The following is a 19908-nucleotide window of genomic DNA, read 5'->3' as shown; positions in this document are numbered from 1 at the left end:
TCGTGGAGCGCTGGCGGCAGACCTACAACCGGATTCGGCCCCACAGCGCCCTGGGCTATCGTCCGCCGGCACCGGAAGCCATCGCGCCACGGTGCGCGTGAGTCACATTGCAAGTGGTACAACTACAGGGGGCAGGTCAACACTGGTCGGCACGGGCTCAATGCGACGCCGAGGACTCGTGACTCTAGCGATTGTCTATGGCATGATAGCCCTATGCCCAAGAAGACCAAAAAGACTTCCACCGAGCCTGAGCACTTCCATCTGGCCCACGAAATCGCTGAAGACGCTATTGGTGGGCCGCTCTTCCAGCCCAAACCCATTCGGATTCGCCGACCCAAGCCACTGAAGCGCCGCAAGAGAACGACGACCAAGAATCGGCACCGTCGAACAACTAAAAAGCGGTAGTCTGACGGTCTCGCTGCGACACTGTCTTGAGACGGCCTTTAGAAGCACAACGGTGCACGTGTGAGTAACGCGATCACGCGGCCGAACAGTTCCTCCGTACGAGTGGAGTAATGGAGGCCTGACTGCTTTCCGCGTTGACCTCCCCCCTTAAAGCGGGTCCACTTCCTCTCTGAGGGTCGGACCAACCAGAGCGGAAAGAGACCGGAGCCGACTCTCTCATTTCATCGCTGTGCTATTTTTGTGTTATAAGATTGCTCAAACGACGATAACCAACTAGAAGCAACTGCACGAACCAGAATGCCACTAAGTACCCAGACTCGTAGTTAAAAGCGGTCGACCAGACGCAAGATCAGGGAGTTACGAACAATCACCTTAAAGGCCTTCGAACCCGCAGGTCGCAGGTTCAATTCCTGCCGGGCGCACCAAGCCTTCCTGCTATTTTTCGGTGAAATCTTCATAGGCGCTGTATTATCAATATCTTGCGAATAGCGCCTTACCTGCTTCGATGGGTCGGCTCCCCCACCAAAGCTGCATAGACTCCTCAATTCCTCGACGATAACCTTATAAATGCGCAGAAGATAAATGATGGAGTTTGAGACGGTGCTATCATTTAAGTCAGAGATTGTGTGCACCCTAGACGGACGGTCTAACGGTCACGAAGAGCGACTGGCCTGGACAAGGCACTGTCCCTCCTGTGGGCGTTGGCTTACGAAGCACGATCCCATAAGTCGGTGGGTTTGTTCCTGCGGATGGCAAAGCGGATAGTCGACAGATTTACCAGAGGAGGGATATCCCATGAACCCGGTTTTCCTCCACGACGTCAGAGGTGGTTTTTTCTTGTTGGTGGGTTTTGCCATGCTCGCGTTCATATGTGCGCTGGCGGCTCTGGGGACTTTCATGCGCCCCATTCGTTGGGCTGATCGTAGATCCGCTCATTCCTAGCAGGCTCGTCAGATCGTCCTACTCCTTAGACCCTAGTAGAGCCGTTCCTTACCTTCCAGACCCAGCTCAGTGCTCGCATATCTTCCTAACTCTTTAATATTTCTTGATAAACCCCGGAGGCTCTGCTACCCGCGGGTTTTCGCTTCTGGTGCTATATTTGTTGCATCAGATTATTCACCGAAAGGAATTGGAGAGGAACCATGTACGGAAAAACATTCAGATCAGGCGTCATTGCAGTGATAGGTTTGGTTCTCCTTGCTGGACAGGGGTGCAGTTCCAAGTGGTGGCAATCCGATGGGGAGACGGAAGCCGGACAATCGGGGAATTCACAGTTCCCCACGATATCTGGGGGAGGATCCAGCGGAGAGCTGAGCGGATTTTCACAAAACCCCTCTGAAGAACGGTTGCAACGTGGCGGTGGAATCGCTGCGGTGTCTTCATCAGGAATGAATGAAAGGCAACGTGCGGAACTCACTAAAGAAGAAAAGGCCGCGATTGAAGCGGGGCTTCAAGATGTCTTTTTTGGATATGATCAATGGGTGATTTCAGATTCTGGCATGAACGCCCTGAATCGAGATGCGGAATGGCTGAAGGCTCACCCTGGTGCGGTGATGAAAGTTGAGGGACATTGTGATGAGCGAGGGACGGGCGAATACAACTTCGTGCTCGGTGAAAAGCGAGCCAAGGCTGCGAGGAGCTATCTGGTCGAGATGGGAGTGGCCCCGAAGCAAATCGCTATCATCTCATATGGGAAGGAGAGACCCTTCTGTGCCGAACATGACGAAGCCTGCTATCAGCAGAACCGCCGCGGACACGTGTTACTGTCCGTAAAAAAGAAATGACGGCATAACTAGGGATGTCAGTGAGCCCCGGCGCACTTTCCGCAGAGGCGCCGGGGTTCTTTGTTTCATGGATGTCGTGATGGAGGAGGAGCGTCAAGATGGAAAAACGCGCGCAACCGCGGTTCACCGCACAGTTTCGAAGCACTTTCTCTGGAGGGCAAAGGGAAGGGAATGGGCGGACACTTGATCTATCCTCCGGCGGATGCAGAATCGAAACTGACATACCGGTCGTCATTGGTGCGGCGTTTGAGTGTCGGATCTATGCTCCGAGTCTTGATTGGCCCCTCCGAGTCGATGAAGCTCAGGTGCGATGGGTGCGAGGTAACACCTTTGGTGTCGCATTTGTGAAAATGAGGACAGAAGAGCGAGCCAAGCTGAATAACTTGGTAAAGGCCCTCGAAGCCGAACTCAACCCAGTCGCGCCGAAGTGAAGACTCAAACTCTCCGATAGATCGCTCCAAAAGAACTTTAGGTCATTATCCTCCGGGGTTCCCTGCAGCCCTTGTGATGTAACCAGGAACATATTTTGGGGACAAGTCGCAGGTTGATTTCTCGTGATGAGAGGCGTATTCCTCACTCTGCCTGGATGGCGTTATTTCTGCCGCTGGATCGGAGGTCGCTTTCGCATCATGAGGAACGAAGACGACGCGGTCTGCTATTTAGGGGCTTGTGTTGAAGTAACGGACACGAAGGAGGAGCAGTGGATTCACGATATGCGATCACGGTGAAGTTTGTCGTCCATGCCGATTCAGCAGAAGAGGCTGAAGAGTTGGTGGAAGCCGCATGTGAGAAAGCTGCTGCGGCCTTCTCAGAAATCAGCTATGAGGGGATCGAGGACATTGAAGAAGACGAAGAATAGGGGTTCTGTCGGCCGAGTAGGGAAGCCGTGGGCTTGATGGAGAGGCGGCAGCACCGTCGAGTTCCGGCCCACCTCAAGAGCCTACTATTGGGGAATTCCCATGAAGTTGAGGGTGTCACCCTTGATCTCTCCCTCGGTGGGGCCAGAATTGAAAGCGGGATTGATGTATTCCCCGGAAAACAAATTCGAGTCCGACTGATGGTGCCCGGGGAAGAAGAGCCGCTGCTAATTGATCAGGCTTTGGTCCGTTGGGTCGACGAGGATACGTTTGGAATCGAATTTCTCGCAGTCGATGCGGAAGGTCGAGACGACCTAGAAGAATTAATTGATGCCTTCGAGGAACTCGAAGAGGGAGGACATGCCTGAGATGGAGCACCGACGGTCCGGGTCTCGACGGACTCGGAACGGATTGCATGAGCACCTTTGGCTCGCCGCCAGGATTGGTGCAAGGATCCAGAGATCCCGGCAAAAATAACGAACGAGGTAACGGTGAATCCGTCGACGATAACTTCTCTACCTCGGCACGAAACGGCGACCCTCGCTGGCGGCTGCTTTTGGTGCTTAGAAGCGGTGTATGACCAGATCAAGGGTGTCATATCGGTGGAATCCGGTTACATCGGAGGCCACACCGGCAATCCGACCTATGAGGCGGTCTGTAGTGGTCAGACCGGCCATGCCGAAGCTGTGCGTATTACTTTCGACCCGGCCATCATCAGTTTTCGGGAACTGCTCGAGGTCTTCTTTGTGATTCATGATCCGACGACGCTCAATCGACAAGGTCATGATGTCGGAACACAATATCGGTCCGCCGTTTTTTATCATTCTCTCGAGCAGAAACAGATGGCAGAAAAAGTCATTGAGACAGTGACAAAGGAACAAATCTATAGCAGTCCTCTAGTCACAGAAGTGACGCCAGCCGGAACCTGGTACGAAGCTGAGCCCTACCACCAGCAGTACTTTGCTCGGAATCCCTTCCAAGGCTACTGTACCGCCGTGGTTGGCCCCAAGGTCGTGAAGTTCCGCAAGCACTTTGCTTCGAAATTGAAGACGTGATTCCCCTTCGGGAGGTCTTACCGACGAAACAACCTGCAGGCGGCTTGTCCGTGTGATTAGACACTGCAAGAGAGAAGTTGTTTGTGAATTATCCTGAGGCTCACGCGTGAGCCTCAGGATCGTGATCCAACCAGGCGTCTTCGTCTCCCTCAACGTGCTGTGAGCTGCGCAGCGAATCAAAATCGAACAGCTGTTTGTCCAGTAACAGTGCCGGTGCGACATTTGATAAGGCCGCAAACATACTGTCCGCGCATCCGGGCGAACGTTGTTCCCATTCGGACAGGAAGGCCTTTATCTGCTTCCGCTTGAGATCTTCTTGAGAGCCACAGAGGTCGCATGGGATGATTGGAAAGGAACGCAATTCGGCATAGCGAGCGAGATCAGCTTCTCGTACGGCTGACAGAGGGCGGATAACAAGATGATGCCCGTCCTTCGAACGGAGTTTTGGCGGCATCGTCTTCAGTTTTCCGGTGTAGAATAAATTCAAGAGGAGCGTTTCAAGAATATCGTCGCGGTGGTGACCGAGCGCGATCTTGGTGGCACCCAGCTCCGAGGCAACGCGGTACAGGTGCCCACGACGTAGGCGTGAGCAGAGTGAACAAGTCGTCTGTCCTTCAGGAATGAGCCGTTTGACGATCGAGTATGTGTCTCGTTGCTCGACGTGGAAGGGAATTCCCGCCGCCGTGAGGTACTCGGGGAGGATATGGGCAGGAAAGCCGGGCTGCTTTTGATCGAGATTCACCGCTACGAGATCGAAGCGAATCGGTGCCCGCCGTTGGAGCACGAGCAGGAGATCGAGCAGGCCATAGCTGTCTTTCCCACCCGAGACGCACACCATGACCTTGTCGCCATCCTCGATCAGCCCATACTCGGCGATGGTTTGGCCGACGAGACGAAGCAGGCGGGTTTGCAGCTGCTCGGTGGCCTCATCGAGTTTGGACAGTGACGGCATCCGTTTGGTTGGGATCTGCATCCGGTGGTATTGTACGCGGCTGATCGTGTAACTGTCGATCCTTGTACGGACATTCGGTGGAGACTGTTATGAAGCCCAGTGATAGACCGGTGCTTTCGATTCTCTTTGTTTGTACCGGGAATATCTTCCGGAGCGTCGTCGCTGAGTATGCGACAAAACTGCAACTTAAGCCTGGTAATCGCTATCTGGTCGGATCGGCGGGTATTGAGGCCAAACCGCAGTCTGTTCATCCCTGGATCCTGCGCTGTCTTCATGAGAAGGGTGCCGACGTGTCCACTCATGTGCAGCGCAGATTGACGCAGGAGTTGCTAGAACAGACTGATCTGATTGTGGCCATGAGTCACGATCATCAAACGTTTATCCACCGGGAGTTTGGGATCGACGCGCCACTCTTTAAACAAATTTGCTATGGTCGGGACGAGCCGATTTTGGATTTGCACGAGGCCCATCCGAACTGGGAACAGGACCTCAATCAGGCGCGCATGTATGTATCCTCGGTCATCGATATGATCTGGAAGGACATCCCCTCGTTTCTGTCCAAGCTTCCTCACATCCGCTTATCTCTTCCAAAGGGCTGATCGAGTCCATTCTTGGACGGAAGAGACAATTTTTCTCCATTGCGATCGACCTGGCATCCAATCGCCTGACGCGTCTTGATGGTCCCGCATGATCGCATGCTATATTTTTTCAGAGCGGCGAACGTCTCAGACACTCGAGGGGTTCGGACATGCAGCGAACGTCACTGCACGGATTTCCGGGAGTGGAGTCCCGGCAATCAGAGCCGGAATGGGCTTCCTGGCCAGATGAGAAGCTGTTGGATCTCCCCATGTGCCGGCTTGGGGTGAGTCTCGAAAGCGGATTCTTGTCGAAACAGATCGAACAGCTGTATCTGGAGCTTGAAGCCAAGCACTTACGGTTCCGTCCTCACTTCTGGATCTCCAACGAATGGTTCACGCCGGATGGTGTGCCCGGCATCGCCGTGCCTTTCTATCTCGCCCATCCTCGACTCGTCAAACTCGAACTCGCGCAGATGTTGGAAGTCGAAGGCGGTACGCCGGAATGGTGTATGCGCATCTTAAGGCATGAGGCAGGCCATGCAATTGAAAACGCCTACCGGATTCGTCGCTTGCGAAGTCGCCAACAGGTCTTTGGAAAATCGTCTCAACCCTATCCGCAATATTACAGGCCCCGTCCCTACAGCCGGAGCTTCGTGCGTCATCTGGACGTCTGGTATGCCCAAAGCCATCCTGACGAAGATTTTGCCGAAACGTTTGCCGTGTGGCTGACGCCGGATAGTACATGGATCGATCGGTATAAGGGCTGGCCGGTGTTAAAAAAACTCCAGTATCTGGATGGTCTTCTAAAGAGTCTGGCGGATATGCCGCCCAAAGTGGTCACCAAGGAAGAGGTTGACCCGATCCAGACGATCAAGAAAACGCTGCGCGAACATTATGACCGAAAGAGAAGTCATTATGGCGTGGAGCGCCCCTCCTTCTACGATCCAGACTTGAAACGACTCTTCTCGGATGCGCCAGCGCATGCCGATAGGATGCCGGCCGCAACGTTCCTGAAACGCTTTCGCAAGGAGGTCCGCCGCAAGGTTGCTGGGTGGACCGGAGAATATCAATACACGATCGATCAGGTGCTGGAGGACATGATCCAGCGCTGCCGTGAGTTGGGCTTACGCCTGCCGATACCGGAAGAACAGGCCAAGCTGGATTATACGATTCTGCTGACCGTCCACACGATGAATTATCTTCGAAGCGGCAGGCACAAGGTGGCGGTATGAGACGACTGCGCGTCCTTGTCCTCATGCACGAGGATCTTGTTCCGCCGGATCCTCGTTCTGGACGAAAGCCTGAGATGGCTGAGTGGAAGACGGAGTATGATGTCGTGTCGACGCTCCGCAAGCTGGGCCATGACGTGAAGCCACTGGGCGTCAAGAGCGATCTGGGCGTCATTCGTGCGGCAGTGGAAGAGTGGCGGCCTCATATTGCGTTCAACCTCTTGGAAGAATTCGATGGAGTCGCGGTCTATGACCAGAACGTCGTGTCCTATCTCGAATTGCTTCGCGTGCCCTACACCGGCTGTAATCCACGAGGATTAATGCTGGCTCGCGACAAGGTCCTGTCGAAAAAGCTCTTCTCATTCCATCGCATCCCATTTCCGGAGTTCACAGTGGTGCCGCAAGGCCGTCTCGTGAAGCGGCCGTCCCGGCTCTCGTTTCCTCTGATCGTCAAATCAGTGACGGAAGAAGCGTCACTGGGTATTTCACAAGCTTCGATCGTCCAGGACGATGAGCGGCTCAAAGAACGAGTCGCGTTTATCCATAACAGCGTCGGAACCAGCGCTCTGATCGAGCGTTATATCGAGGGCCGGGAATTCTATGTGGGTCTGATGGGTAATGGACATCTGCATGCATTTCCAGTGTGGGAACTGATCATGGATAGGCTTCCGGACGATGCCCGGAGGATTGCCACCGAGCGAGTCAAGTGGAGCCGCAAGTATCAGGAGAAATACGGGATTCGCTCGGAAGAAGCAAAAAATTTACCGGAACAGAAGATTGAAGAAATTCAACATCTCGCGAAGCGAGTGTATCGTGCCCTTGACCTCAGTGGCTATGCCCGAATTGATCTCCGCATGGACGGACAGGAGAACGTCTATGTCCTCGAGGCCAATCCAAATCCTCAAATAGCCCACGACGAAGACTTCGCCGATTCAGCCGAGCGAGCCGGCTATTCTTACAAGGACCTATTACAAGAGTTGCTCGCTATCGGCCTTCGCTGGCAGCCCGCGAAAGCTGCATAAGCCAAGCGCTCACACGTAACCTCAGGCCACCGTGTGAAACAAGCGGAGCAGGCCGTTGCCTGATTACCAGACTTGAGTCGCTTTCCCCGGAAATTGTTTTTCTATCGCAACGCATCACAGAGCGCGTCGGAACGGTGTCGACATGCGGCAAACCAGCGGGCTGTACAGGGTGGCTGCTGGCGCCGATCACATGCCCGGCAGCGTACGTTCGTCGTCTGTGGTATTCTCCGCCCGATCCGCGGAGCCTTGGTGCGCGGGCTACAGATCATGTGCTCGCTCCGATGAATGAGCTATACGTCCATGACGAGACGGAAAATGCGGATGACCGTCATGCTGGACCGTCAGCTGGTTGACCGGCCCCGCCGTGTGCCGAAGGCGAGCCATAGGTGACCGTGGAGTCGCTGATCGCGCGTGGACTTACCAGAGAGAGCAGGTCTTACGAGAAAGAGAAGCGTACCGCGTACCGGGGCCGAACGATTCGATTGCGGACTGGGTGGAAGAAGACCAGGAGGACGTAAATGAGATACCTAAGTGGACTCGCGCTCGTGACGCTCGCGCTCTTCGCAACGGTGAGGCCGATTGCTCTTGCGGCGGAGCAGCCGGAGCAATTTGTCGCCATCTCGAACTTTAACGGATGGTTCTCAAGTCCTCCCTCAGAGCTCCCTGCCTGCGAGCGACACGTGATGGTCCTGGTGCAAACCTTCAGGCGCACCCAGATTGGTCCTGGGGACAGCATGGTGCCGGGGGACGAGGTGGGCGTGTATTGGGTGACCGGGAAGAAGGACCCGAAGAAATCCCACTTTATTATGTTCAAGTGCGTGCCGATTCTCCCAAGCGATGACTCGGGGGCGAGCGGAGGCAAGTGACGGCCCGACACAGCTCTGCCATCTCCGTACTCGCCATGAGTGGGGCTGTGGCTGTCCTCGCTGGCTGCACCGGCCCTGTGATCCTGCGCCACCCGGAAACCGGCAAGACCGTACAATGCAGTCAAGATGATACAAATCAACGTGCAGAAATTGTGTACCAACGCGAGCGGGATTGCATCGAAGCTTATCAGCGTCAGGGATACAGACGCGTGTCACATTGAAGCGCATGAAGACGGGGTGAGGTCTTGCCATCGCATGTTGGCATACGTTTTCCCGTCCACCTTTCTGGTCGCTGATCCTGATTCGTCTCGCCGTTCAATGTCCTCCAATCGAGTCGATTGCTTCCGCAGTCTGCTCGTTTCTTGGCGTCGAATCACCTGACTCTCTCGAGTGACCACGACCCTGCAAGACAACGCTGTTCAGTTGTTTGCTAGAGGTAGCGGTGATTCGCCACTATCCCGTTCTTGTCGAATTCATACAACAACGGCGCCCCTGTCGGAATATTCAACTCAAGGACCTGCTCCTTCGACAGTTGTTCCAGTTGCATGACCAAGGCCCGGAGACTGTTCCCATGAGCGGCGATCAAGATCGTCTCGCCCTTGAGGACGCAGGGTTTGATTTTATTCTCGTAGTAGGGCAACACACGATCGGCCGTGTCTTTGAGACTCTCACCCCCCGGTGGACGTATGTCGTAGCTGCGCCGCCAGATCTTCACCTGCTCATCACCGTATTTCTTCGCCGTGTCGGCCTTATTCAATCCTTGTAATTCCCCGTACATCCGTTCGTTGAGGGCCTTGTCCTTTTCGATAGGGATGTTCGTCTGACCGATGGCCTCGAGCACCAGACGGAGAGTTTCAATGGCGCGAGTGAGGACCGACGTAAACGCTCGATTGAACGTGAAGCTGCGCAGTTTTTCCCCGGCATTCTTGGCTTCCTGAATGCCGCGAGGTGAGAGGGGCACGTCGACCCAACCGGTGAAGCGGTTTTCCAAGTTCCACTGCGATTCGCCATGACGCAAGAGAATCAGCCGAGCCATCCACGCCTCCTCTCCAAGCGGTTGCGCTGCCCCAGGATACTGGATCGGAAGCCCAAGTCAAGCGGTTGCTTTTGGTCCGAGGCGGCAGTACCATGCGCGGACTTTCCTGTCCAGCTATGGCGTGCGACCATGACGACAGCGGCTGATTCGTCGGGTTTCTCCTGGCGTGCGACTGAATCCTGGTGGGTGGCTCTTGCCGAAAGACTCCAAGTTGCCGATCGGGCTCGCGGATTTTTTGTGTCGATCCAATCGGGTCATCTTGTAGAACGGCTCGCAAAGATCGGCGGCCAACTCGACTATATTCTCTTCGTACTCTTGCGCTATTGGGTTCCGACCGTCTTGCCGCCGCTAGGTCGCGAGCGGTTGACCAAGAACGATCCGGACTATTGGCTGGAGTCGGAGCAGATCCTCAAGGCTGCCGTCCATCGATTGCGCGAACTCAAGCCGCTCATTGAGCTGCTGACGATGCCGAATCCCCTGGTTGAAGACGCGATCAAACGCGAACCCGCCAGGTCACCGGTGGCGGAGGTCGAGCTGGGAAAGATGCTCGAAGGGATTGCGGAAGTGGCCGGCAGCTATGGAGGCCCGGACTACACCTCCGTTGTCAAACAGTTTGATCCCGTGCCGCTCCGACAGACGCAGCCCTTCAAACATAACAAAAAGCACAGTGCCGAACTTTGGGTCGTCTTTCTTCTTCGCGAACATTTCCGGAGTCTCGGCCTCGGCAAGGACCGTTACTGGCCGCTCCTCGCGCCGATCTGTACCGCCGCGGGCATTCTCACCCAGAACGGCCAGGCCTACGGTCCCGACGAACTCAAGTCCTGGTGGCAGAAGAATTGGCCTCGAACCTACCAACAGCTCGATCAGAAACAAGAAACTGTCGATTCAGGCGGTGCAGCCTACGAGCAGGATTTCGAGTGGTTTCAGGCGTGGATGGAATGGCAACAGAACCGACCTTCTTGAAAGGGCTGGTCAAACAACTTCCAGGCTGCTGACTATCACGCATTGTTTGCAGCTGTCGGCTTGGCTGGTTTTCCGGGCGATCGTTCGCCATCGAGGTCGCCCTCTTGAATTAACTTGACCATCATCATAATGAACAGGGCGTAGAAGGCAATACCGACATAGATCACGTACGGCTGCACGCCGCCTGCTTCCTTGAGGGCCTGATCCTGCCCCTCCGGGTTCGTCCATCCCTGTTTCTTGATTTCCGCAATCTGCTCCCGGCAATGCCAATAGTAGACATAATTGGCGGTGGCGCCGGCGATCATGCTCCAGGCAAGGCCGACTGTCATGTCGCCGGTCAGGTAGGCCGAGATCATCGGTCCGATCGCATACACCAAGGCATAGAGATACATCTTGCGGTAGAGAAACCATAGAAACGAGACGAACAAAAACGCCGGCCAATTCCACGTCAGGGCGAACCGGGGACTGTTGGCGGGGCCGAATTTTTTGAATTGGACCAGATAACGATCAGCGTGAGGGCCGATGAATCTATGCCAAAGGGCTTCGTCAGACGTAGAAACGTGAGGAGCGGGCGGCGACTCCGTTTCTGTTTCGGCTTTCGTCGTAGTCAGCGTCGTTCCACAGTGGAAACAATAATTGGCGTCGGCTTCATTTGGTTGGCGACACTGGGAACAGGTTTTCATCTGCGGGAGCTTATCACATCCTTTTGGTTGTTCGGACAAACCGATAACCGGCGCTTGACCAATCTCTTCCTGCTCTTCCTGAACCCTCGGCGGTTGCTTTCAGGCTGGTCCTGTGCTAGGTTCCCTTTCTTTCCAATGGGATACGTTTGCTATGCCGACCGATGAACTAAAAGATGATGCGAGCCGCTACCTCATGCAGACCTATGCGCGCCAGCCTCTGTCTATTGTGCGGGGGCGTGGGACCAAGGTCTACGACCTTGAGGGACGAGAATACATCGACTTCGTGGGTGGCATCGCGGTGAATATTTTAGGCCATGGGCACCCGGATCTCGTCCTTGCAATCCAACGGCAGGCCCAGCAACTGATCCACACCTCCAACCTGTACTACACCGAGCCCCAAGTAAAGCTTGCGCGGGTGCTGGTCGACCATTCGTTTGCCGATAAAGTGTTTTTCTGTAATAGCGGGGCGGAAGCCAACGAAGCGGCGATCAAGCTCGCGCGTCGCTATGCTCATGACAAATACGGGGATGGGCGGTACGAAATTATCACGATGAAGAACTCCTTCCACGGCCGCACGATGGCGACGCTGACGGCAACTGGTCAAGAGAAGGTACAGAAGGGCTATGATCCGCTCGTGCCCGGGTTCCGCTATGTCACGTTCAACAGTTTGACTGAGATGGAGCAGGCGGTTAGCAACGAGACGGCGGCAATCATGCTCGAGCCGATTCAAGGCGAGGGTGGAGTCTATGTGGCGGATCGTACCTATCTCGCCGGTCTCCGGGAGCTCTGTGCCCGGAAGGATATTCTGTTGATTTTCGATGAAGTGCAGACCGGCATGGGCAGGACCGGGACGCTCTTTGCCTACGAGCAGTTTGGGGTGCAGCCGGATATCATGACCCTGGCCAAGGGGTTAGGGGGCGGTGTGCCAATCGGGGCTTGCCTTGCGATCGACGCTGTGGCCAAGGTCTTTGGACCTGGCTCCCACGCGTCGACGTTCGGGGGAAATCCGCTTGCCTGTGCCGCTGCGCTTGCCGTGTTTCGCGTATTGCTGGAAGGCCGAGTGCTCGACCACGCGCGCCGGATGGGAGAATATTTGGCGAAAGGCTTGGCTGAATGCAGAGATCGCCACCGAATCGTGCGGGACGTGCGCGGCCTCGGGCTGCTTCAGGGAATGGAACTCGACATCGATGCAAAGACAGTGGTGAGCGAATGCGTCACCCGCGGCCTCTTGATTAACAGCACCAGCGAGCGCGTGGTGCGCTTTGTCCCCCCGCTGATTATCACGCAGCGTGAGATCGACCGTCTTCTTGAGGTGCTCTCACAGGTCTTCAGCAAGCATGCGGGAACCGAGACACGTGTGCACGAGGCGTAGGGTGTGGTGATGAAGACCGTCCACACGATGAAGAAAGACCTGCTCGACGTCGCGGCTGTGAGCAAGGCTGAGATCGAGCACCTGCTCAAGCTGGCGGCGACCCTCAAGGATCGGCAGCGACGGGGAATTCTCCACTCCTTGCTGCCCGGCAAAACGCTGGGGTTGCTGTTCCAGAAACCTTCGACGCGGACCAGAGTGTCGTTCGAAGCGGGCATGAATCAATTGGGCGGCCATGCCCTGGTGTTGCATATGGCCGACATTCAACTCTCGCGGGGCGAAAGCATCGCGGACACGGCGCGGGTGCTGTCACGGTATCTCGATGGGATCGTCATTCGCACGTACGACCATGCGACCGTAGAAGAGTGGGCGGCAGAAGCGACGATGCCGGTTATCAACGGCTTGACGGATCTCAGCCATCCGTGCCAAGCCCTTTCAGACCTCATGACGATTCAGGAAAAGAAAGGGCGATTACGGGGTGTCAAGATCGCGTACATCGGAGACGGGAACAACGTCGCCAATTCCTTGATCGAAGCGGCCGCGAAGATGGGAATGACGATCGCCCTCGGTTGTCCTGTGGGGTATCAACCGGATCAGCATGTCGTCGATGTGGCGCGGATCGAAGCGACGAAAACCGGCGCGGTGATCGAAATCGGGCAGGATCCCCATGTAGCAGCGAAAGAGGCCGACGTGATCTATGCCGACGTGTGGATCAGTATGGGACGGGAGCGAGAGCAGGCCCGTCGATTGAAAGTCTTGGCCCCCTATCAAGTGAACAGCCGCCTGCTGCACCGGGCCAAACCGGATGCGATCGTCATGCATTGTTTGCCGGCTCACCGGGGAGAAGAAATCACCGCTGAGGTGCTCGATGGGCCGCAATCCGTCATCATCGACCAGGCGGAAAACCGGCTGCACATGCAGAAAGCGATCTTAGTGACGCTGCTCGGAAAGGGAAGAAGGAAGAAGTGACGAAGCGCACGATCAAGAAAGTAGTGCTGGCCTATTCCGGCGGCCTGGATACGTCCGTGATCCTGAAGTGGCTCCAAGAGACCTACGGGTGTGAGGTTGTGGCGTTTTGCGCTGATTTGGGCCAAGGCGAGGATCTCAAGGCTGTCAAATCGAAGGCCCAGACACTCGGCGTGAAGAGCGTCTATGTGGAAGACCTCCGCGAGACCTTCGTGAAGGACCACGTCTTCCCGATGTTACGGGCGAACGCGGTGTATGAAGGCAGTTATCTGCTCGGGACGTCGATTGCCCGCCCTCTGATCGCGCGGCGGCAGATCGAAATCGCCAAGAAAGAAGGGGCCGAGGCTGTGTCGCATGGCGCCACCGGCAAAGGAAACGATCAAGTGCGATTCGAGCTGACGTACATGTCCTTGGAGCCGACGATCAGGATCATCGCCCCTTGGCGCGAATGGGAATTCAAGGCGCGGCGTGAGTTGATCGAATATGCCGAGCGACACGGCATTCCCGTGACGGCGACCAAGGCAAAACCCTACAGCATGGATCTCAATCTCTTCCATGTGAGCTATGAGGGCGGGATTTTGGAGGACCCGTGGGAAGCACCTCCGGATGAAATCTTCCAAATGACGGTGTCGCCCGAGCGAGCGCCGGATAAGGCCCAGGAAATCGAGATCGAGTACGAGGCTGGCGATCCGCTCGCAGTCGACGGCAAGAAGATGAGCGGGGCGACGCTCCTGGCCCATCTCAACAAGCTCGGTGGAGCCCATGGGATCGGTCGGGTCGATCTCGTCGAGAATCGGTACGTCGGTATGAAGTCGCGCGGGGTCTATGAAACTCCTGGCGGGACGATTCTGCATGCGGCTCATCGAGGCCTCGAATCCCTCACGATGGATCGCGAAGTGTTGCACCTGCGTGACAGTCTGATCCCGCGCTACGCGGAACTGGTCTATTACGGCTACTGGTATAGCCCGGAACGCGAGATGATCCAGAGGACGATGGATGAGGCGCAAAAGGACGTGACGGGAACAGTCCGCGTGAAATTGTACAAGGGGAATTGCACGGTTGTCGGGCGCAAATCCAGGAACTCGCTCTATCGTCTCGATATCGCGACATTCGAGGAGGACGAGGTCTATCGGCAGAAAGACGCCGAGGGTTTTATTCGCTTGAACGCCCTACGATTGGCGATTCGGGCCCAGCGACGAAAGGCGTCCTCCTGAACAGTCATGACGCCACGGAAGGGACGCACGGATCGACGCACAATCGCCGGTAAGGCCTGGGGCGGAAGGTTTCGAGCCAAGACCCATCGGCTGGTGGAGGCGTTTTCGGCCTCAGTCGGGTTTGACTATCGGCTCTACGCGCAAGATGTCCAGGGCAGTGTCGCGCACTGCAAGACCTTGGAGAGGGCCCGCGTTCTGTCCAGAGGAGAGACGCGCACCATCGTTCGCGGACTTGAATCGGTGAAGACCGAGCTGGACCGGGGACGGTTTCGCTTTCTGTTATCCGACGAAGATATTCATATGGCCATTGAACGCCGACTGACCGAGCTGATAGGCCCTTTGGGAGGAAAACTCCATACGGGACGAAGCCGCAACGACCAGGTGGCGTTGGACATACGGCTGTATCTGCGGGAACAACTGGATCAGCTTGTCGATCAGCTGACCGAGTTTCAACGTACGCTACTGGCCAAGGCCAAGGGAAATCGAACTGTGCCCATGCCGGGCTACACCCATCTCCAACGGGCCCAGCCCGTGCTGATGGCCCATCACTTGTTGGCCTATGTGGAGATGCTGGAGCGCGACAAGGAACGAGTACGGGACGCGCGCGTGCGACTGAACGTCATGCCGTTGGGGTCCGGGGCCTTGGCTGGCTCGAACTATCCGATCGATCGACGGTACACCGCGTTATTGCTCGGGTTTCCAGCCATCACACAGAATAGCTTGGATGCGGTCTCCGATCGTGATTTCATGATCGAAGTGGCGTCGGTCCTGGCGATCATCATGATGCACCTGTCGCGATTAAGTGAAGAATTGATCCTGTGGTCGTCGCAGGAATTTCACTTCGTCGATCTGCCGGATGCGTTTTGCACCGGCAGTAGTATGATGCCGCAGAAGAAGAACCCCGATGTGCCCGAGTTAGTACGAGGCAAGGCTGGCCGGGTGTATGGACAGCTGATGAATCTCCTCACGATGTTGAAAGCCCTGCCGTTGAGTTATAATCGGGACCTCCAGGAGGACAAGCCGGCCCTCTTCGACGCGCTCGATACGGTGCAGAGTTCCGTGCAAATCTTGACCGAATTGATGCGTCGCGTGAAGATCAATCGGGAGGCTCTCCGGCATGCCGTTTCAGGGGGCGGAATGTTGGCCACGGAAGTTGCCGACTACCTGGTGACCAGAGGCATGCCGTTTCGCGAGGCCCATGCGGTCACGGGCCGGGTGGTCCGGGCCGCGTTGGATCAAGGGCGTGACCTCTCAGATTTTTCGTTAGAGGAACTTCGAGCCTTCTCCGACCGATTTGAAAAAGGGGTACTGGCTCGCTTGGGAATTATGGCGGCAATCGATCGGAAGGCCCAAATTGGAGGGACCGCACGCACTCAGGTAGATCGTCGCATTAAAGAGCTTGAGCGGATGCTTTCGTGAATCGCTGGTCATTGCAATCGCGGACAGGAGTCGTGTTGTCCGCCTTCGTAGCGGTTTTGACGGCTTGTGGTGTCGTAGGGTCGCCGATCCCACCCGAGGACGTAGGGGTGACCCCGACGATCGTTCGGCAGAAGCAACAGCATGCGATTCAGGAGCCACACAAGGAAGCGGTCGACACGGAAGAAACAAGGCCGGAAGCCGCAGAGCCGGCGTTGCAAGAAACAGATGTGGAGCTGCCGCCCTTGAAGCCGGTGGGGACTCGTTGATGGTCGTGACATGGTGTGGAGGCGGGACTCTTATTCGTTCGTTCTGAGGAGGGGAAACTGATGGAGCTTATCCAACCAACCAAACAGGGGCAACGAACGGTGCTTCAGAAGGGTACGCGTCTGCTACTCGTTGATCCCTATCCACGGAATAATCCATATCATCTGACTGCTTCGGAGCGACGGGCGGTCTGGTTTCCTAAACTCAGTTTGCCCACCATCGCCGCCTACACGCCGGAGAACTGGGACGTCGATCTCGTCGATGAAGCGGTCGAGGACATCGACTTTGATGACCCCTGCGACATGGTCGGCCTGTCTATCATGACGTGCTACGCTCCACGCGCCTATGAGATTGCCGCGGAATTCCGCAAGAGGGGGAAGACGGTGGTCATGGGGGGCGTCCATCCGACCTATTGTCCCGATGAAGCCTTACAGCATGCCGACGCCATTGTATGTGGTGAAGCGGAAGACCTCTGGCCTCAGCTGGTGGCCGACTATGAGGCGGGGAAGATGCAGCGGATGTACAAGATGACGAGTTTTCCCGCGCTGGACCATTACAAGAGCCCGCGCGTCGAGTTGCTGAGCCCCGATGCCTATATGACGAGGCAGTGTAGTTTTACGACTCGTGGCTGTCACTTTGATTGCGAGTTCTGCAGCGTCTCCCCCTTTAACGGCAAGACAACGCGACGACGGCCGGTGGAAGAGGTCGTGACGGAACTCCAGCACGTCCAACGCTGGATTCGCAGTGAGCTGGTGGAGCGTATGCGCGACGAGCCCCTGTGGAAGGCGTTTGTCACCGCGCTCAGGATTCGCGTCGGCATCGAGGATGGCAGCATCGTGGCGTTCGTCGACGATTTGCACAACAGTAATCGCGCCTATTGCCGTGAACTCTGGACGGCGCTGAAACCCCTCAAACTCAAATGGGGATGCCAGTCGACTCTCTTCCTGGCCGATGACGAAGAGATGGTCAAATTGGCTGCGGAGAGTGGCTGCGTGTCGGTCTTCGTCGGGATGGAGTCGCTCGATGAAGATTGCCTTGATGAGACCAATAAGCCGTTCAATCGCGTCCACAAGTTTTCCCAAGAGATCAAGATGTTCCATGACTATGGCATCATGGTCAATCCTGGAATCGTCTTCGGGTTCGATAACGATGACGAATCCGTTTTTGAGCGGGCGGTTGACTTTCTGACCAAAAACCAAGTGGAGCTGGCCTACTTTAACGTGTTGACACCGTTGCCGGGGACCGCGCTCTTCGACCGATATAATAATGCGGGTCGGATCTTCGATCGTGATTGGGCAAAGTACGACGGCAAGCACGTCGTCTTCCAGCCCAGCCGCATGACCCCAGAGCAACTTCAGGAAGGGTTCTATTGGGCCAACCATCAATTCTATTCGCTTCCCTCGATTTGGAAGCGGCTTTCCGGCACGAACCAGCGGCTTGTGGCGCGGTGGGAAATGAATCGGGAATTTCGTAAGCTGGTCAAGCGATCCTGCCCCAAGGGCTCACTGTCGCCCTTGGCGTCGGTGCTGAAAAATCTGCAGGCCAAACTGCCGGTGCTGGATGCCGATCACCTGATTCCCAGCGCGCTGCATGCGCTGAAGCAGCGGTTCGATCCCAAGGCTATCGTGCCGCAGAGCCTTGCGCTCAACATCAAGACGAAACGGCACGACAAATTTGCCGCTCTCTTCGTGGACCTTGAAGGAACGTTAGATCGGTTGAACGCCCAAGAGCTGCTTGCACGGATCAAGCATGCTGCCGAGCAGGCGAAGATGGATGTCATCGTGAATTTCGAACACCTCAAGCTCGCGACGCCGGACGCCTTGAAAGCGTTGATGGATTCGGATGCCATCAAGGCGGCGATCCCGCACGTGAAGCTTCGCTATCGTAAATTCAAGGATGCCTTCGAAGCGTCGCTCCAGGGCTTTTCGCTCAGCGGTCTCGAGTTTTTGAGTGAGGATTTACAGGATGCATAGTTTCGAGTATCGGGAGGGTGAGCTATATTGCGAGCAGGTGCCGGTCAGCCGGATCGTCAAGGAGTTGGGCACTCCCTGCTACATCTATAGCCACGCGACCCTCGTACGCCATTTTCAGGTCTACGACCGCGCGTTTGCAGCAACCCCCCATATCATCGCCTTCGCGATGAAGGCGAATTCCAACCTGGCCATCCTTCGTCTCATGGCGAAGGAGGGCAGCGGTGTCGATATTGTATCGGGTGGCGAACTGTTTCGTGCCCTGAAGGCTGGTGTACCGCCGTCCAAGATCGTATTTGCCGGCGTGGGCAAGAACGCCGAAGAAATTCGCGATGCGCTCAAGGCCGATATCCTCATGTTCAACGTCGAGTCATCAGCCGAATTGCAGACCATCAACGAGGTGGCAGCGTCAGTGGGAAAGAAAGCGCGCGTGGCGTTGCGGATCAATCCGGACATCGATCCCAAAACACATCCCTACATTTCCACCGGTCTGAAGAAGAGCAAGTTCGGGATCGCCGCTGATCGGGCCCTGGATGAGTTCAAGCTCGCATCCTCGCTCAGTCACATCGACATGGTGGGGGTGCACAAACATATCGGCTCACAGCTGACGGAAGTGACTCCCTTCGTTGAGGCCCTCAAGAAAGTCTTGAAACTCGTCGAGGTGCTGAGAGGCAGCGGGATCAACATCCGGTATCTGAACATCGGCGGCGGCCTCGGGATTACGTATTCGGACGAGACCCCTCCCATGCCACAGGACCTTGCCGACGCGATTTCACCATTGGTGCGCGGCCTCAACGTCACGATGATTATGGAACCGGGCCGGGTCATCGTCGGCAATGCCGGGATTCTTGTCACCAAGGTGCTGTACATGAAGGAGGGGGAAGCGAAGAAGTTCGTGATCGTCGATGCGGCCATGAACGATCTGATTCGGCCGAGTCTGTACGGCGCCTATCACGAGATTCGTCCATTGTCTGAAGCGGTGTTGCACCGCGGCAAATATCAGGTCGATGTCGTGGGTCCTGTCTGTGAGTCGGGGGATTTTCTCGCGAAAGATCGGTCGTTGCCGGATGTCCACCCGGGCGAGGTGTTGGCCGTCATGAGTGCCGGTGCATACGGGTTCGTGATGTCGTCCAATTACAATTCCCGTCCTCGCGTGCCCGAAGCCTTGGTCAAGGACGGAGAGATTCACGTGATCCGAGCGCGCGAGAGTTATGACGATTTGGTCAAGGGTGAAAAGATTCCCGCCTTTTTAGAATAGCAGCTCGCGAGCGGAACC

At 56.0% G+C, this 19908-nt stretch carries 21 protein-coding genes; 18 read left to right on the top strand and 3 right to left on the bottom strand.

Annotated elements, in window-relative coordinates; all coding sequences use genetic code 11:
• The 6 genes from VEI50_14960 to msrA form a co-directional block, all read left to right on the top strand.
• Nucleotides 1–101, top strand: a 101-nt coding sequence (locus tag VEI50_14960; GenBank protein HXX76428.1) for an integrase core domain-containing protein, incomplete at its 5' end; no start/stop codon positions are given.
• 1446 nt (nucleotides 102–1547) lie between these two features.
• Nucleotides 1548–2189 (top strand): peptidoglycan-associated lipoprotein Pal, encoded by a 642-nt coding sequence (pal, locus tag VEI50_14955; GenBank protein ID HXX76427.1) that lies wholly within the window; start codon nucleotides 1548–1550, stop codon nucleotides 2187–2189.
• Nucleotides 2190–2287: 98 nt separating this feature from the next.
• Nucleotides 2288–2620, top strand: a complete 333-nt coding sequence (locus VEI50_14950; GenBank protein ID HXX76426.1) for a PilZ domain-containing protein — start codon at nucleotides 2288–2290, stop codon at nucleotides 2618–2620.
• A 269-nt stretch (nucleotides 2621–2889) separates the two neighbouring features.
• Nucleotides 2890–3048 carry a hypothetical protein gene (locus tag VEI50_14945; GenBank protein ID HXX76425.1) on the top strand — a complete coding sequence of 53 codons (159 nt, stop codon included), beginning with the start codon at nucleotides 2890–2892 and terminating at the stop codon, nucleotides 3046–3048.
• Between the two features lie 36 nt (nucleotides 3049–3084).
• The gene (locus VEI50_14940; GenBank protein HXX76424.1) at nucleotides 3085–3414 is read left to right on the top strand and encodes a PilZ domain-containing protein; all 330 of its coding nucleotides are present in this window, start codon (nucleotides 3085–3087) and stop codon (nucleotides 3412–3414) included.
• Nucleotides 3415–3537: 123 nt separating this feature from the next.
• Complete coding sequence (gene msrA / locus VEI50_14935) at nucleotides 3538–4101, top strand: peptide-methionine (S)-S-oxide reductase MsrA (GenBank protein ID HXX76423.1); 564 nt, start codon at nucleotides 3538–3540, stop codon at nucleotides 4099–4101.
• A gap of 100 nt (nucleotides 4102–4201) precedes the next feature.
• Here msrA and ttcA read toward each other — a convergent pair whose 3' ends face one another.
• Entirely contained in the window at nucleotides 4202–5074 is an 873-nt protein-coding gene (gene ttcA, locus VEI50_14930; GenBank protein ID HXX76422.1) for a tRNA 2-thiocytidine(32) synthetase TtcA, read from the bottom strand.
• A 68-nt stretch (nucleotides 5075–5142) separates the two neighbouring features.
• Here ttcA and VEI50_14925 point away from each other — a divergent pair, with 68 nt between their 5' ends.
• The 4 genes from VEI50_14925 (at nucleotide 5143) to VEI50_14910 (ending at nucleotide 8748) form a co-directional block, all read left to right on the top strand.
• Entirely contained in the window at nucleotides 5143–5652 is a 510-nt protein-coding gene (locus VEI50_14925) for a hypothetical protein (GenBank protein ID HXX76421.1), read from the top strand.
• Nucleotides 5653–5801: 149 nt separating this feature from the next.
• Nucleotides 5802–6863, top strand: a complete 1062-nt coding sequence (locus tag VEI50_14920; GenBank protein HXX76420.1) for a putative zinc-binding metallopeptidase — start codon at nucleotides 5802–5804, stop codon at nucleotides 6861–6863.
• Nucleotides 6860–7882, top strand: a complete 1023-nt coding sequence (locus VEI50_14915; GenBank protein HXX76419.1) for an ATP-grasp domain-containing protein — start codon at nucleotides 6860–6862, stop codon at nucleotides 7880–7882. The genes VEI50_14920 and VEI50_14915 overlap by 4 nt, the downstream gene beginning before the upstream one ends.
• A gap of 518 nt (nucleotides 7883–8400) precedes the next feature.
• The gene (locus VEI50_14910) at nucleotides 8401–8748 is read left to right on the top strand and encodes a hypothetical protein (GenBank protein HXX76418.1); all 348 of its coding nucleotides are present in this window, start codon (nucleotides 8401–8403) and stop codon (nucleotides 8746–8748) included.
• A gap of 430 nt (nucleotides 8749–9178) precedes the next feature.
• Here VEI50_14910 and VEI50_14905 read toward each other — a convergent pair whose 3' ends face one another.
• Entirely contained in the window at nucleotides 9179–9784 is a 606-nt protein-coding gene (locus tag VEI50_14905; protein HXX76417.1) for a 2,3-bisphosphoglycerate-dependent phosphoglycerate mutase, read from the bottom strand.
• A 129-nt stretch (nucleotides 9785–9913) separates the two neighbouring features.
• Between VEI50_14905 and VEI50_14900 the strand changes: the two genes are divergently transcribed.
• On the top strand, nucleotides 9914–10747 hold the full coding sequence (locus VEI50_14900) for a hypothetical protein (protein ID HXX76416.1): 834 nt from the start codon (nucleotides 9914–9916) through the stop codon (nucleotides 10745–10747).
• A 35-nt stretch (nucleotides 10748–10782) separates the two neighbouring features.
• Here the strand turns inward: VEI50_14900 and VEI50_14895 are convergent, their stop codons facing one another.
• On the bottom strand, nucleotides 10783–11430 hold the full coding sequence (locus VEI50_14895) for a DUF2628 domain-containing protein (protein ID HXX76415.1): 648 nt from the start codon (nucleotides 11428–11430) through the stop codon (nucleotides 10783–10785).
• A 151-nt stretch (nucleotides 11431–11581) separates the two neighbouring features.
• Between VEI50_14895 and VEI50_14890 the strand changes: the two genes are divergently transcribed.
• The 7 genes from VEI50_14890 to lysA are packed head-to-tail and all read left to right on the top strand — an operon-like array spanning nucleotide 11582 to nucleotide 19890.
• On the top strand, nucleotides 11582–12802 hold the full coding sequence (locus VEI50_14890; GenBank protein HXX76414.1) for an acetylornithine transaminase: 1221 nt from the start codon (nucleotides 11582–11584) through the stop codon (nucleotides 12800–12802).
• Between the two features lie 9 nt (nucleotides 12803–12811).
• Nucleotides 12812–13768, top strand: coding sequence for an ornithine carbamoyltransferase (gene argF, locus VEI50_14885; protein ID HXX76413.1), 957 nt, complete (start codon nucleotides 12812–12814; stop codon nucleotides 13766–13768).
• On the top strand, nucleotides 13765–14979 hold the full coding sequence (locus VEI50_14880; protein ID HXX76412.1) for an argininosuccinate synthase: 1215 nt from the start codon (nucleotides 13765–13767) through the stop codon (nucleotides 14977–14979). The genes argF and VEI50_14880 overlap by 4 nt, the downstream gene beginning before the upstream one ends.
• 6 nt (nucleotides 14980–14985) lie before the next feature.
• Nucleotides 14986–16398 (top strand): argininosuccinate lyase, encoded by a 1413-nt coding sequence (gene argH / locus VEI50_14875; GenBank protein ID HXX76411.1) that lies wholly within the window; start codon nucleotides 14986–14988, stop codon nucleotides 16396–16398.
• Nucleotides 16395–16664, top strand: a complete 270-nt coding sequence (locus VEI50_14870) for a hypothetical protein (GenBank protein HXX76410.1) — start codon at nucleotides 16395–16397, stop codon at nucleotides 16662–16664. The genes argH and VEI50_14870 overlap by 4 nt, the downstream gene beginning before the upstream one ends.
• A gap of 60 nt (nucleotides 16665–16724) precedes the next feature.
• Complete coding sequence (locus VEI50_14865; protein ID HXX76409.1) at nucleotides 16725–18635, top strand: radical SAM protein; 1911 nt, start codon at nucleotides 16725–16727, stop codon at nucleotides 18633–18635.
• Entirely contained in the window at nucleotides 18628–19890 is a 1263-nt protein-coding gene (lysA, locus tag VEI50_14860; protein HXX76408.1) for a diaminopimelate decarboxylase, read from the top strand. Before VEI50_14865 ends, lysA begins: the two co-directional genes overlap by 8 nt.
• The last annotated feature ends 18 nt before the right edge of the window (nucleotides 19891–19908 follow it).

The sequence above is a fragment of the Nitrospiraceae bacterium genome (genome assembly GCA_035623075.1).
In the GTDB taxonomy this organism is placed as follows: Bacteria; Nitrospirota; Nitrospiria; order Nitrospirales; family Nitrospiraceae; genus DASPUC01.
Note: the sequence above shows the minus strand (reverse complement) of the source record. Positions and strands in the feature narration are given on the sequence as shown.